Source organism: Streptomyces sp. NPDC054770 (assembly GCF_053611985.1).
This window is the reverse complement of sequence record NZ_JBSHBL010000078.1, coordinates 1-14,092: the sequence shown is the minus strand read 5'-3', so window position 1 is coordinate 14,092 and position 14,092 is coordinate 1. Positions and strand designations below refer to the sequence as shown.

Genomic DNA, 14,092 nt, shown 5'->3' with positions numbered 1-14,092 from the left:
CGGGTGCCGGACGGCCCGGCACCCCCCACCCAACGATCACCGCGGGGGCCGGTCACCGCCCCGGAGCCCCGCCGTTGACGATATTCACCCGCGGGTGGACGCCCCTGACGGGCGGTGCCGATGGGGTTGACGGGGCGGGGGCCGTGCAGGATGGGTGCATGGACCTTCGTATCTTCACCGAGCCCCAGCAGGGCGCGAGCTACGACACCCTTCTCACCGTCGCCAAGGCCACCGAGGACCTCGGGTTCGATGCCTTCTTCCGCTCTGACCACTATCTGAAGATGGGCGACGTGGACGGCCTGCCCGGCCCCACCGACGCCTGGATCACCCTCGCCGGACTCGCCCGCGAGACCCGGCGGATCCGCCTCGGCACCCTCATGACCGCAGGAACCTTCCGGCTGCCCGGCGTGCTCGCCATCCAGGTCGCCCAGGTCGACCAGATGTCCGGCGGCCGCGTCGAACTCGGCCTCGGCGCCGGCTGGTTCGAGGACGAGCACAAGGCGTACGGCATCCCCTTCCCGAAGGAGAAGTTCGGCCGCCTGGAGGAGCAGCTGGCGATCGTCACCGGGCTGTGGGAGACCAAGCTCGGCGAGACCTTCGACTTCCACGGCACCTACTACGACCTCACCGACTCGCCCGCGCTGCCCAAGCCCGCCCAGGCGCGGATCCCGGTGCTGATCGGCGGCCACGGCGCCACCCGTACCCCGAAGCTGGCCGCGCGGTACGCCGACGAGTTCAACATGCCGTTCGCCTCCGTCGAGGACAGCGAGCAGCAGTTCGGCCGGGTGCGCGCCGCCGCCGAGGCGGCCGGCCGCGGGGCGGACGAGCTGACGTACTCCAACGCGCTCGTGGTCTGCGTCGGCAAGGACGACCAGGAGGTCGCCCGCCGGGCCGCCGCGATCGGCCGCGAGGTCGACGAGCTGAAGACCAACGGCCTGGCCGGCACCCCCGCCGAGGTCGTCGAGAAGATCGGCCGCTACGCCGAGATCGGCTCCCGGCGCTTCTACCTCCAGATCCTCGACCTCTCTGACCTGGACCACCTGGAGCTGATCTCCGCCAAGGTCCAGCCGCAGCTGTCGTGACCGGCAGGGGCCGCGCATCCGGTCGGCTGTGACACCTCTGTGACCGGAAGTATGGCTTCCATCACGGTCGTCGGGGGGTTCGCCCTGATGAGGTGACCGGATGCGCAGACCACACCCCCGTCTCTTCCCCCGCCTCCTGGTCCCCGCCGCAGTCCTCCTGCTGGCCACGGCCTGCGGCGCGGAGCACGCGGACCCGGGCGGTGGCGCCGGCGCGGCCGTACCGGAACCCGGCGCCACCGTCACCGACCCCCCGGTCGACGGCGTACGGATCACCTCGGTCACCATCCCCTCCGCCTCCCCGACCCCGTCCGTCTCCCCGGGCCGGGTCCACGCCGACCGGCTGCCCGGCGACTCCGGCATCTGGGCCGCCTACCAGGTCACCAACGACGGCGACGAGGCCATGACCTACACCGTGCTCTTCGACTTCACGACGGACGCCGGCGGGGTCATGGCGAACAAGAAGGTGACCGTGGCCGCGGTCCAACCCGGCCGCAGCACCACCGGAACCGTCCACCTGGGCGTGCTCGCCCCCGGCGCCTCCCCGGTGACGAGGGTGAAGGTCGCCGAGGTCACCAAGGTCCCCGCCGACGAGGCACCGGCCGAGACCGGCGCCTGTCCCTCCTCGGGAGTGCGGCTGTGGGCCGACGACGGCGACGCCGCGATGGGCCTGCGCGTCGTCGGACTCCACCTGCAGAACTGCGGAAAGCGGGACTACGCGCTCGACGGCTACCCGCGGCTGTCCCTCCTGGACGACGACCGCGAGCCCGTCGACGGCATCCGCATCCTGCACGGCGGCGCCGCCATCGCCTCGGGAACCGGCTTCGACGACCCGCCGGGCGCCCTCGTCCTGAAGCCCGGCGAGACCGCCCTCTCCGGCCTGATCTGGCGCAACACGACCCTGGCGGGCACCGCGGTGAACGTGCCCTACGTCCGGGTCCTGGCGAAGCCCGGCGCCGCGCCCGTGACGGTCACGCCGCACCTGGATCTCGGGACCACGGGAAAGCTCGGCGTCGGCGCCTGGAAGCGGGCCGACCGGTGACCCGGGAGAAAATCCCCGGCCCCGCACGGCGACCCTCTGTACGTTGGAACCGCGCACAAGCGCACGACCAGCGCTTTCGCACGGATTCCTGACCCATTTCGAGGCGACCCACCGTGTTCCTGACGATCACCACCACCGGCACCCCCGAACGTCCCGCCACCGACCTCGGGTTCCTGCTGCACAAGCACCCCGACAACGCGCAGACCTTCACCACCTCGCACGGCATCGCGCACGTCTTCTACCCGGAGGCGGACGCCGGGCGCTGCACGGCGGCGCTGCTCCTGGAGGTGGACGCGGTCGCGCTGGTCCGGCGCGGCAAGGGCAAGGGACGCGGCGGAGCACCCGACGCGGCGCTCGCGCAGTACGTCAACGACCGCCCGTACGCGGCCTCCTCGCTGCTCGCCGTGGCGATCGGCAACGTCTTCTCCAGCGCGATCCGCGGCGTCTGCAAGGCCCGCCCCGAAGCCCCGGCGCAGCCGCGGCCGTTGCGGATCGAGGTGCCCGCACTGCCCGCCCGCGGCGGCCCGGACCTGGTACGGCACCTCTTCGAGCCGCTCGGCTGGACGGTGACCGCCGAACCGGTCGCCCTGGACGCCGAGTTCCCGGAGTGGGGCGAGTCGCGGTACGTCGGCCTGGTCCTGGAGTCCGAGGCGCTGACCCTGTCCGAGGCGCTGCGCCACCTCTACGTCCTGCTCCCCGTCCTCGACGACGCCAAGCACTACTGGGTCTCCGCCGAGGAGGTCGACAAGCTGCTGCGGGCCGGTGCGGGCTGGCTGCCCGGCCACCCCGAGCAGAAGCTCATCACCAGCCGCTACCTCTCCCGCCGCTGGTCGCTGACCCGGCAGGCGATGGAACGGCTGGAGCTGGTACGGCTCGCCGAGGCCGACGACAGCGAGGTCGAGGAGATCGACAACGCCGTCGAGGAGGAGACCGAGACGGAGGAGAAGCCGACCCCGCTCGCCGTGCAGCGCCGGGAGGCGATCCTCGGCGCGCTCAAGCGCTCCGGCGCCGCCCGGGTCCTCGACCTCGGCTGCGGCCAGGGCCAGTTGGTGCAGGCGCTGCTGAAGGACCCCGCGTTCACCGAGATCGTCGGCGTCGACGTGTCGGTGCGGGCGCTCACCATCGCCTCCCGCCGGCTCAAGCTGGACCGCATGGGGGAGCGGCAGGCGTCCCGCGTCCAGCTCTTCCAGGGCTCGCTGGCCTACACCGACCAGCGGCTCAAGGGCTACGACGCGGCCGTGCTCAGCGAGGTGATCGAGCACCTCGACCTGCCCCGGCTGCCCGCCCTGGAGTACGCCGTGTTCGGCGCCGCCCGCCCGCGCACGGTCCTGGTGACCACCCCGAACGTCGAGTACAACGTCCGCTGGGAGACGCTGCCCGCCGGGCATGTCCGGCACGGCGACCACCGCTTCGAGTGGACCCGCGAGGAGTTCCGCGCCTGGGCCACCCGGGTCGCCGAACTCCACGGCTACGACGTCGAGTTCACCCCCGTGGGCCCGGAAGACCCCGAGGTCGGCCCGCCCACCCAGATGGCCATTTTTGAAATAGGCACGACCACCGTATGCGTCGCGAAGGAGGCGAAGGCGGCATGACCGAGACACAGCGCACCGGACGGGTCCTGCCCGTCACCGACCTCTCCCTGGTCGTCCTCGTCGGCGCCTCCGGCTCCGGCAAGTCCACCTTCGCCCGCCGCCACTTCAAGCCGACCGAGGTGATCTCCTCCGACTTCTGCCGGGGACTGGTCTCCGACGACGAGAACGACCAGAGCGCCACGAAGGACGCCTTCGACGTCCTGCACTACATCGCCGGCAAGCGGCTGGCGGCCGGCCGCCGCACCGTCGTCGACGCCACCAGCGTGCAGCAGGACTCCCGGCGCCAGCTGATCGACCTGGCCAAGCGGTACGACGTGCTGCCCATCGCCGTCGTGCTCGACGTGCCCGAGGAGGTGTGCGCCGAGCGCAACGCGGCCCGCACCGACCGCGCCGACATGCCGCGCCGGGTCATCCAGCGCCACATTCGCGAACTGAGGCGTTCCATAAGGCACCTGGAGCGCGAGGGCTTCCGCAAGGTGCACATCCTGCGCGGCGTCGAGGAGATCGAGTCGGCGACCGTCGTCACCGAGAAGCGCTTCAACGACCTGACCCACCTCACCGGCCCCTTCGACATCGTCGGCGACATCCACGGCTGCGCGAGCGAACTGGAGTCCCTGCTGGCCAAGTTGGGGTACACCGACGGCGTCCACCCGGAGGGCCGTACCGCGGTCTTCGTCGGCGACCTCGTCGACCGCGGCCCGGACAGCCCCGGCGTGCTGCGCCGGGTGATGTCGATGGTCGGATCGGGCAACGCCCTGTGCGTGCCCGGCAACCACGAGAACAAGTACGGCCGTTACCTCAAGGGCCGCAAGGTCCAGCACACCCACGGACTCGCCGAGACCATCGAGCAGATGGACGGCGAGAGCGAGGAGTTCAGGGCGCAGGTAAGGGAGTTCATCGACGGACTGGTCAGCCACTACGTCCTCGACGGCGGGAAGCTGGTCGTCTGCCACGCCGGGCTGCCCGAGAAGTACCACGGCCGCACCTCCGGCCGGGTCCGCTCGCACGCGCTGTACGGCGACACCACCGGCGAGACCGACGAGTTCGGCCTGCCGGTGCGCTACCCGTGGGCCGAGGACTACCGGGGCCGCGCGGCCGTCGTCTACGGCCACACCCCGGTCCCGGAGGCCAGCTGGCTGAACAACACCATCTGCGTGGACACCGGCGCCGTCTTCGGCGGCAAGCTGACCGCGCTGCGCTGGCCGGAGCGGGAGCTGGTCGACGTACCGGCCGAGCGGGTCTGGTACGAGCCGGCCCGGCCGCTGCACACCGAGGCACCCGGCGGCCAGGACGGACGCCCGCTGGACCTGGCGGACGTGCACGGCCGAAGGGTCGTCGAGACGCGGTACCAGGGCCGGGTCGCGGTCCGCGAGGAGAACGCGGCGGCCGCCCTGGAGGTGATGAGCCGCTTCGCGATCGACCCGCGCCTGCTGCCGTACCTGCCGCCGACCATGGCCCCGACGGCCACTTCGCACGTCGAGGGCTATCTGGAGCACCCCGAGGAGGCCTTCGCCCAGTACGCCGCGGACGGCGTCGCCCGGGTGGTGTGCGAGGAGAAGCACATGGGCTCGCGGGCGGTCGCGCTGGTGTGCCGGGACGCGGAGGTCGCGCACAAGCGCTTCGGCGTCCCGTCCGGCCCGACCGGCTCCCTCTACACCCGCACCGGACGCCCGTTCTTCGACGACGCGTCGGTGACCGAGGAGATCCTCGGCCGGATCCGCGCCTCGGTCGACGCGGCCGGCCTCTGGGACGAACTCGCCACCGACTGGCTCCTGTTGGACGCCGAACTGCTGCCCTGGTCGCTCAAGGCCTCCGGGCTGCTGCGCACCCAGTACGCGGCCGTGGGCGCCGCCTCCGGCGCGGTCTTCCCGGGCGCGCTGGCCGCCCTGGAGGGCGCGGCGGCCCGCGGCGTCGACGTCACAGGGCTGCTGACCCGGCAGCGTGAACGCGCCGCCGACGCGGCCGCGTTCACCGACGCCTACCGCCGTTACTGCTGGACCACCGAGGGCCTGGACGGGGTGCGCCTCGCCCCCTTCCAGATCCTCGCGGTCCAGGGCCGCAGCCTCGCCGCGCTCCCGCACGACGAACAACTCGCCCTCCTGGACCGGCTGGTGGAGCACGACCCGACGGGGCTCCTGCAGACCACCCGGCGCCTGCACGTCGACACCGGCGACCCGGAGTCGGTGCGGTCCGGCGTCGACTGGTGGCTGGAGATGACCGGCCGGGGCGGCGAGGGCATGGTCGTCAAGCCGGCCGGCGCGGTGGTCCGCGACCCGCAGGGCCGGCTGGTCCAGCCCGGCATCAAGTGCCGGGGCCGGGAGTACCTGCGGATCATCTACGGCCCCGAGTACACCCGCCCCGACAACCTCGCCCGGCTGCGGGGCCGCTTCCTCAACCACAAGCGGTCCCTGGCGATCCGCGAGTACGCCCTCGGCCTGGAGGCCCTGGACCGCCTCGCGGACGGCGAGCCGCTGTGGCGGGTGCACGAGGCGGTCTTCGGGGTCCTGGCCCTGGAGTCGGAACCGGTCGACCCGCGGCTGTGAACCGCGGCGGCTCCCGGCCGGCCGGTCAGCCGACCAGCCGGAGCCGCCGCGCGCACGCGCCCACCCGGACCGTCTGCCCCCAGGTGAGTTCCAGGGCATCGGACTCGATGCCGTCGCCGAAGACGATCAGGCGGTCCGACTCGACCGTGAGGGTCAGCGCCGCCGAGGCCGTCAACTCGCCGGCGACCAGGGAGGTCCCGGTCGCCGGCGACGGCCAGGCCTCCCGGACGAACCAGAGGAGACGGTCCTCCGTGGGGGCGGGCAACGGCAGCCGGGCCCCGCGCTCCTGCCACACCGAGCGCAGCCAGCCGGTGGCCCCGGTGCCGGTGCCCACCAGCACCCCGGAGGAAGCCTGGGCCTCGACGACACCCCCGTCGTTCTCGAGGCCCAGGCGGTATCGGGCGGTCTGATGACCGGCGGTACCCAGGTAGATCTCGTTGAGCGCCACGAGCCGCTGGGTGTCGTCGGCGACCGCCTCGACCATCGTCAGCTCGTCGGCCCCCGTGGCCGCGGCCGTCGCCGCGACCGACGCCAGCAGTACGGCCGCCTGCTCCGGCCGGTGCCGCACCAGGACCCCCGGGTTGCGGCCGGGGTCGGTGTCGATGCCGATCACCGGCTGGCCGTCCAGGTACTTGGCCACGTTGGCCACCAGCCCGTCCTGGCCGACCACCACGACCACGTCCTCGGGCCCGAACAGGAAGCGGTCCAGGTCGGCCCGCTCCACCCGGGCCTGGCGCCAGGTCAGCGGCACCGCCGAGGCCACCTCGGCGAGCGCCCGCCGGCCGCGCCGGTGCCGTTCGGCGACCTCGGCCATGTCCCGGCCCCGGGAGGCGAGGAAGAAGGCGGCCTGGCCGTGCGTGCCGTGCCGGGCCACCAACTCCTCGTACTCGGTGGTCCGGTGGACCAGCACGGCCCGTGGCGCGAGGCTCACTCCCGCTCCCCGCCCAGCCTGGCGAGCAGCCCGGTCAGCACGTCCGGCGACACGGTCACGCTGTCGATGCGCGGCAGGTTCTCGGCGAGCCGGGTGCCGGTGAGGGCGTGCAGGGTGGCCACGTCCGCCTCGCCGTGCACCCGCAGCCAGGCCGCCTGTGCCGCGGCCCGCGCCTCGCCGACCTCCCGCGCCCCGGCGGCCTCGGCCCGCGCGAGGGTGACCGCCCGGGACGCCTCCGCCTCGCCCAGCTTCACCGACCGGGACGCCTCCGCCTCCGCCAGCCGTACCGTGCGCGCCGCCTCGGCGTCCGCCAGCTTCACCGTCCGGGTCGCCTCGGCCGCCGCCCGGACCGCGTCCGCCGCCGCGTGCTCCTCCGCCTCCCGGCGCGCGTTGGTGCCCCGTTGGTCGACCAACTGCTCCTCGCGGCGCGCGAGTTCGATCTGGCTGGCCAGCTCGTTCTCGGCGATCGCCCGTTCCCGCTCGACGGCCACCGCGCGCCGCTCGTACGTCGCCCGGTCGGCCTCCTGCTGGATCTGCTCGCGGGCCGGGGTGCGCAGCGCCCGCTCCACCTCGGGCTCGGGCCGCAGCGCCATCACCCGGACGGCCACCACCTCGATGCCGGTCGCGGGGAGGCGGGGCTCCGCACCGAGGCCGGCCGCGATCCGTTCCCGGACCGTGGCCGTCCCGTCGACCAGCGCCTCCGACAGCGGGGTGCCGGCCAGCACGTCCAGCGCGTGCTGCTGGGCCGTCTCCGTGAGCAGCGTGCCCAGCTGTTCCAGCGGGGTGCCGCGCCAGGCACCGGTGTCCGGGTCGATCGAGAAGTCGAGGCGGGCGGCCGCCACCGTCGGGTCGCCGATGCGGTAGGTGACCGTCGCCTGCACCGCCACGTCCTGGAAGTCGGCCGTACGGGCATGGAAGGTCATCGCCAGTTCCCGGTCGTCGACCGGTACTTCGGAGATCGCCGCGGTGAGCGCGCGGAACCAGAAGCTGAGCCCCGGTCCGTCGTGCAGCAGTTTGCCGTCCCGGTGGTGTCTGACGTGCGCCGTCGGAGCCCCGCGCAGATGGCGCCAGCCCAGGCGCCGGGTGATGTCGGCCATCGAATCCGCCCCCTCGTCTTTAGAGTCATCATGACCATAATCTCGGGACCTGTTTGTCGTCAAGAGGACGAGAACAAGAAACGGCCGAGCAGGGGGTGAAGGCGGTCCGCGATGGTCAGGATGGAGGCATGGGATTCCACGTCGACTCCGAGGCCGGGCGGCTGCGCCGCGTCATCCTGCACCGGCCGGATCTGGAGCTCAAAAGGCTCACCCCCAGCAACAAGGACGCCCTCCTCTTCGACGACGTCCTCTGGGTCCGCCGGGCCCGGGCCGAGCACGACGGGTTCGCCGACGTGCTGCGCGACCGCGGGGTCGCCGTCCACCTCTTCGGCGACCTGCTCGAAGAGACGCTGGCGATCCCGGCCGCCCGCGCCCTCGTCCTGGACCGGGTCTTCGACGAGAAGGAGTACGGCCCGCTCGCCACCGACCACCTGCGCACCGCCTTCGAGAACCTGCCCTCGCGCGAGCTGGCCGAGGCGCTGGTCGGCGGCATGACCAAGCGGGAGTTCCTGGCCGCCCACGAGGAGCCCACCTCGGTCCGCTTCCACGTCATGGACCTCGACGACTTCCTCCTCGAACCGCTCCCCAACCACCTCTTCACCCGCGACACCTCCGCCTGGGTCTACGACGGGGTCTCCATCAACGCCATGCGCTGGCCCGCCCGGCAGCGCGAGACCGTCCACTTCGAGGCGATCTACCGGCACCACCCGCTCTTCCGTGGCGAAACGTTCCACGTATGGTCCGAGGGGCAGGCCGCCTACCCCTCCACCATCGAGGGCGGCGACGTCCTGGTGATCGGCAACGGCGCGGTCCTGATCGGCATGAGCGAGCGCACCACCCCGCAGGCCGTCGAGATGCTCGCGCACAAGCTCTTCGCGGCCGGCTCGGCGCAGACCATCGTCGCCCTGGACATGCCGAAGCGGCGCGCCTTCATGCACCTCGACACCGTGATGACGATGGTCGACGGCGACACCTTCACCCAGTACGCCGGGCTCGGCATGCTCCGCTCGTACACCATCGAACCGGGCACCGGCGAGAAGGAACTCAAGGTCACCGACCATCCGCCGGAGCACATGCACCGGGCGATCGCCGCCGCCCTCGGCCTCAGCGAGATCCGGGTCCTGACCGCCACCCAGGACGTGCACGCGGCCGAGCGCGAACAGTGGGACGACGGCTGCAACGTCCTCGCCGTCGAACCCGGCGTCGTCGTCGCCTACGAACGCAACGCCACCACCAACACCCACCTGCGCAGGCAGGGCATCGAGGTGATCGAGATCCCGGGCAGCGAGCTGGGGCGGGGGAGGGGCGGGCCACGGTGCATGAGCTGCCCGGTGCAGCGGGATGCCGTGTGAGGAGCGCCGTCGCAGTCCGCCCGAGGGGCGATGCCGCTGCCGGGCGACTGTTCGCGGTGGCCTGATCCGGCATGCCGCCGAAGGCGCGGAGGCCGGACCCGGACCGGACCGCTCGACGGCCATCGGCATCAAAAGGGAGCGCGTCTGAAGCCGAAGCCCCGCAAGGGGCGCAGCATGAAGACGTGCCGGTCGGGATGGCCCGGCAGCGCCTGTATAGAAATGTGTAACATCGTATAGACTTCCAAAGTCCCCGAAGTCGACCCCTACCGCTGGAGCGCCCCCATGGCGACTGTCCCGACCGCCCTCGCCGGCCGCCACTTCCTCAAGGAGCTGGACTTCACCCAGGAGGAGTTCCGCGGGCTGGTCGAGCTGGCCGCCGAGCTGAAGGCGGCCAAGAAGGCCGGGACCGAGCCGCAGTACCTGCGGGGCAAGAACATCGCGCTGGTCTTCGCGAAGACCTCCACCCGCACCCGCTGCGCCTTCGAGGTCGCCGCGGCCGACCAGGGCGCGTCCACGACCTACCTCGACCCGGCCGGCTCGCAGCTCGGGCACAAGGAGTCGGTGAAGGACACCGCCCGGGTCCTCGGCCGGATGTACGACGCGATCGAGTACCGCGGGCACGGCCAGGGCGTCGTCGAGGAGCTGGCCGCGTTCGCCGGGGTGCCCGTCTACAACGGCCTCACCGACGAGTGGCACCCCACCCAGATGCTCGCCGACGTGCTCACCATGACCGAGCACAGCGACAAGCCGCTCGACGGGATCGCCTTCGCCTACCTCGGCGACGCCCGCTACAACATGGGCAACTCCTACCTCGTCACCGGTGCCCTGCTCGGCATGGACGTCCGGATCGTCGCGCCCCGGCTGCTGTGGCCTGACGAGACGATCGTGGAGCTGGCCCAGCAGCTCGCCGGCGCGTCCGGCGCCCGGATCACGCTCACCGAGGACGTGCACGAAGGGGTCCGGGGCGCCGACTTCGTCGCCACCGACGTCTGGGTGTCGATGGGCGAGCCCAAGGAGGTCTGGGACGAGCGCATCGCGCTGCTCGGCCCCTACGCCGTCACCATGGACGTGCTGCGCGCCACCGGAAACGCCGACGTCAAGTTCCTGCACTGCCTGCCGGCCTTCCACGACCTCGGCACCCTCGTCGGCCGCGAGATCCACGAGCGGCACGGGCTGACCGAGCTGGAGGTCACCGACGAGGTGTTCGAGTCCGAGCACTCGGTCGTCTTCGACGAGGCCGAGAACCGGATGCACACCATCAAGGCGGTCCTGGTGGCCACACTTGCCTGACCAGCCCCGTTCATTGCCCCTATGCTGTGCGGCGGCCCGGCACCACCCCTCGCCCGGGCCGCCACCGCGACCGAACCGGGATCGCACCCGCACCACCAGAAACGAGCACCGCCCGCATGCCCCGCATCAAGTCCCCGCACCTGCTGGTCGCCGAATCCGGCGCCGACCGCGCGGGCCACGGCCTCCGCCGCACCATGGGCCTCTTCCAGCTGATCTGCTTCGGCATCGGCGCGATCGTCGGCACCGGCATCTTCGTCGGCCTCTCCGACTCGGTCGCCCAGGCCGGCCCTGCCGTCGTCGTCTCCTTCGTGCTCGCCGCGATCACCTGCGTCTTCACCGCCCTCTCCTTCGCCGAGCTGGGCGGCGCGATCCCGGTCTCCGGATCGTCGTACTCCTTCGCCTACGCGGGCCTCGGCGAGTCCACCGCGTTCCTGGTCGGCTGGTGCCTGCTTCTCGAATACGGCATCTCGATCTCGGCCGTCGCCGTCGGCTGGAGCCAGTACGTCAACGAACTCCTGCACAGTCTCACCGGCCTCCAGCTCCCGCACGCCCTGTCCGCGGGTCCCGGTGACGGCGGGATCGTGAACCTCCCCGCGGTCGTCGTCATCGCGATGGCCGCCGTCCTGCTGGTGCGCGGGGTGCGGGAGAGCGCCCGGGCCACCGCCGCGATGGCCGCCGTGAAGCTGGTCATCCTGGTCGCCTTCTGCGCGATCGGCTTCAGCGCCTTCAAGGACGGCAACCTCGTGCCGTTCTCCCCGGCGGGCCTGGGCGGCATCGGCGCGGGCACCACGGCCGCGTTCTTCTCCTACATCGGCTTCGACGCGATCACCACGGCCGGTGAGGAGGCCAAGAACCCGCGCCGGGACATCCCGGTCGCGATCCTGGTCTGCATGGGCGTGGTCACCCTGCTCTACTGCGCGGTCGCGCTCGCCGCGACCGGCGCCATCGGCGGCGACCAGGTCGCGGGCCGTCCCGCCGCCCTGTCCTACGTCGTCAACGAGGTCACCGGCTCCACGGTCGGCGGCGGTGTGATCGCCTTCGGCGCGGTCGTCGCCATCGCCTCCGTCGTCCTCGCGGTGATGTACGGCCAGACCCGCATCCTCATGTCCATGTCCCGGGACGGCCTGATCCCGCGCGTCTTCGAGAAGGTCTCCCCGAAGACCGCCACGCCCGTCGCGGGCACTGTCATCGTGGCGGCCGTCTTCGCGCTCCCGGCGGCCTTCGCCTCACTGGACGCGGTGATGAACCTGTGCACCATCGGCACCCTTGCGATCATGGCCGTGGTGAACATCGCGGTGCTCGCCCTGCGCCGCCGCGAACCGGCCCTCGCCCGCACCTTCCGGGTGCCGCTCTACCCGGTCGCGCCCCTGCTGGGCGTCGGCTTCTGCCTGTACCTGATGTACGAGACCGGGTGGACGACCTGGATCCAGTTCGCCGTCTTCCTCGCGGTCGGCCTGCTGGTCTACGTCGGCTACGGGCGCCGGAACTCCACGCTGGCCACCGCCGTACCGGCTACGCCGAACGCCACTGACGCGGTACTACAGGAAGCCTGAACCACACCGCCTTGCCGGACTCGGTGGGGCGGTGCCCGCAGGACGAGCTGAGGGCGCGGATCAGCAGCAGGCCGCGCCCGCCCTCCTGCATGGGGTCGGGCTCCTCGATCACCGGACGGGTCAGATGGCCGGGCGGCGCCGGGTCCGGGTCGTGCACCTCGACCTTGCAGCCCCCCGGCATCAGCTCGACGACCAGCTCTATCGGCCCCCTGCCCGCGGTGTGCTCCACCGCGTTGGCGACCAGTTCCGCCGTGAGCAGTTCGGCGGTGTCGGGGTCCGCCGCGTGGTCCGTCTCCTCCATCGCCGAACGCACCAGGGCACGGGCGACCGGCACGGCCGCGACGGTGTGCGGCAGCGCGATACGCCAGGAGGCGGCGGAGGAGGGTGGTTCGTACACGGCGGTTCCGTTCATGGCGCAGGCGATCACTGCTTGTCCTGCTTTCAACTGTAGGAATGGTACGGGTCCCGTTCCGGAACCCGTCGGCGGGCCCCGGACCGGACCTTCGTCCCGGTAACCGGCTGCCTACCCAGCCCGACGGGCCGTCTCGCACGGCCGCCCGCACTGTTACCGCCTTATTGACGCGCCGTGACCTTGTGACCGTGCGGAACGCACCGAGCCCCCGGCAGCTGCTGCCGGGGGCTCCTCCGTATACGGCCGGGATACGGGCGCGGGGCGATCAGCCGAGCTCGACCATCCCCGCGGTCAGCGTCGCGCCGTCCGCCGGGTCGATCAGGATGAACGCGCCGGTACGGCGGGAGACCGCGTAGGCGTCCAGCGGCAGCGGCTCGGCGCTGCGCAGCGTGATCCGGCCCAGGTCGTTGGCGGTGAGCCGGGTGGCGCCCGCCAGGTCCCGGACGACCGCCTTGACGGTCCGGGTGGCGTGCCTGAGCAGCACCCGGTCGCCGACTCTGAGCGGCCGGTCGGCCAGGTGGCACACGGACGCCGTCACGTCCCGGGTGAGCACGGGCGCCTCCGGCCCGGCGGTGATCATGTCGCCGCGCGAGACGTCCCGCTGGTCGGCCAGCCGCACCCCGATGGACTGCGGGGCGTGCGCCGCCTCCACCTCGGTGCCGAGCACGTCGATCGCCGTGATCTCGGAGGTCTCCCCGGACGGGTGGACGGTGACCCGGTCACCGACCCGCAGCGAGCCGGAGACCAGCTGCCCGGCGTAGTGACGGATGTCTCCATGCCGGATGACGTACTGGACCGGGAAGCGGGCCGGCGCGTCGGCCGCGTCCGTGGCGACCGGGACGTTCTCCAGGAACTCCAGGAGCGCCGGGCCGCCGTACCAGTCCATGTGCGCGGAACGGTCGACGACGTTGTCCCCCACCAGCGCCGAGACCGGGATCGCGGTGACCTCGGGAAGCCCCAGCTCGGCGGTCTGCGCGGTGAAGTCGGCGACGATCCGCTCGAACTCGGCCCGCTCGTAGCCGACGAGGTCCATCTTGTTGACGGCGAGGACGACGTGCGGGACGCGCAGCAGGGCGGCGACGGCGGCGTGCCGGCGGGTCTGCTCGACGACGCCGTTGCGGGCGTCGACGAGGATGATCGCCAGCTCGGCGGTGGAGGCGCCGGTGACCATGTTGCGGGTGTACTGCACATGGCCGGGGGT

Annotated in this window: 11 protein-coding genes; 7 read left to right on the top strand and 4 right to left on the bottom strand. The window is 72.3% G+C overall.

The window, feature by feature from the left end:
* Positions 1 to 158: 158 nt before the first annotated feature.
* The 4 genes from ACWGKQ_RS41990 (at position 159) to ACWGKQ_RS41975 (ending at position 6,256) form a co-directional block, all read left to right on the top strand.
* On the top strand, positions 159 to 1,082 hold the full coding sequence (locus ACWGKQ_RS41990) for an LLM class F420-dependent oxidoreductase (protein WP_453297308.1): 924 nt from the start codon (positions 159 to 161) through the stop codon (positions 1,080 to 1,082).
* Between the two features lie 100 nt (positions 1,083 to 1,182).
* Positions 1,183 to 2,121, top strand: a complete 939-nt coding sequence (locus ACWGKQ_RS41985; RefSeq protein ID WP_453297307.1) for a DUF4232 domain-containing protein — start codon at positions 1,183 to 1,185, stop codon at positions 2,119 to 2,121.
* 113 nt (positions 2,122 to 2,234) lie between these two features.
* Positions 2,235 to 3,713, top strand: coding sequence for a 3' terminal RNA ribose 2'-O-methyltransferase Hen1 (locus tag ACWGKQ_RS41980; RefSeq protein WP_453297306.1), 1,479 nt, complete (start codon positions 2,235 to 2,237; stop codon positions 3,711 to 3,713).
* The gene (locus ACWGKQ_RS41975) at positions 3,710 to 6,256 is read left to right on the top strand and encodes a polynucleotide kinase-phosphatase (RefSeq protein ID WP_453297305.1); all 2,547 of its coding nucleotides are present in this window, start codon (positions 3,710 to 3,712) and stop codon (positions 6,254 to 6,256) included. The genes ACWGKQ_RS41980 and ACWGKQ_RS41975 overlap by 4 nt, the downstream gene beginning before the upstream one ends.
* A 25-nt stretch (positions 6,257 to 6,281) precedes the next feature.
* Here the strand turns inward: ACWGKQ_RS41975 and ACWGKQ_RS41970 are convergent, their stop codons facing one another.
* Together ACWGKQ_RS41970 and ACWGKQ_RS41965 are read right to left on the bottom strand one after the other, a co-directional pair.
* Positions 6,282 to 7,187, bottom strand: a complete 906-nt coding sequence (locus tag ACWGKQ_RS41970) for a hypothetical protein (protein WP_453297304.1) — start codon at positions 7,185 to 7,187, stop codon at positions 6,282 to 6,284.
* Complete coding sequence (locus ACWGKQ_RS41965) at positions 7,184 to 8,284, bottom strand: SPFH domain-containing protein (RefSeq protein ID WP_453297303.1); 1,101 nt, start codon at positions 8,282 to 8,284, stop codon at positions 7,184 to 7,186. The genes ACWGKQ_RS41970 and ACWGKQ_RS41965 overlap by 4 nt, the downstream gene beginning before the upstream one ends.
* A 128-nt stretch (positions 8,285 to 8,412) precedes the next feature.
* Between ACWGKQ_RS41965 and ACWGKQ_RS41960 the strand changes: the two genes are divergently transcribed.
* The 3 genes from ACWGKQ_RS41960 to ACWGKQ_RS41950 all read left to right on the top strand — a co-directional run bounded on the left by ACWGKQ_RS41960 (position 8,413) and on the right by ACWGKQ_RS41950 (position 12,479).
* Positions 8,413 to 9,636, top strand: coding sequence for an arginine deiminase (locus ACWGKQ_RS41960; RefSeq protein WP_453297302.1), 1,224 nt, complete (start codon positions 8,413 to 8,415; stop codon positions 9,634 to 9,636).
* Between the two features lie 282 nt (positions 9,637 to 9,918).
* Positions 9,919 to 10,926 (top strand): ornithine carbamoyltransferase, encoded by a 1,008-nt coding sequence (argF, locus tag ACWGKQ_RS41955; RefSeq protein ID WP_453297301.1) that lies wholly within the window; start codon positions 9,919 to 9,921, stop codon positions 10,924 to 10,926.
* Between the two features lie 116 nt (positions 10,927 to 11,042).
* Positions 11,043 to 12,479, top strand: coding sequence for an amino acid permease (locus tag ACWGKQ_RS41950; protein WP_453297300.1), 1,437 nt, complete (start codon positions 11,043 to 11,045; stop codon positions 12,477 to 12,479).
* Here the strand turns inward: ACWGKQ_RS41950 and ACWGKQ_RS41945 are convergent.
* Together ACWGKQ_RS41945 and ACWGKQ_RS41940 are read right to left on the bottom strand one after the other, a co-directional pair.
* Entirely contained in the window at positions 12,439 to 12,891 is a 453-nt protein-coding gene (locus ACWGKQ_RS41945) for an ATP-binding protein (RefSeq protein ID WP_453297299.1), read from the bottom strand. The genes ACWGKQ_RS41950 and ACWGKQ_RS41945 overlap by 41 nt on opposite strands.
* A 265-nt stretch (positions 12,892 to 13,156) precedes the next feature.
* A partial coding sequence (locus tag ACWGKQ_RS41940) for a sulfate adenylyltransferase subunit 1 (protein WP_453297298.1) occupies positions 13,157 to 14,092 on the bottom strand: 936 nt, incomplete at its 5' end.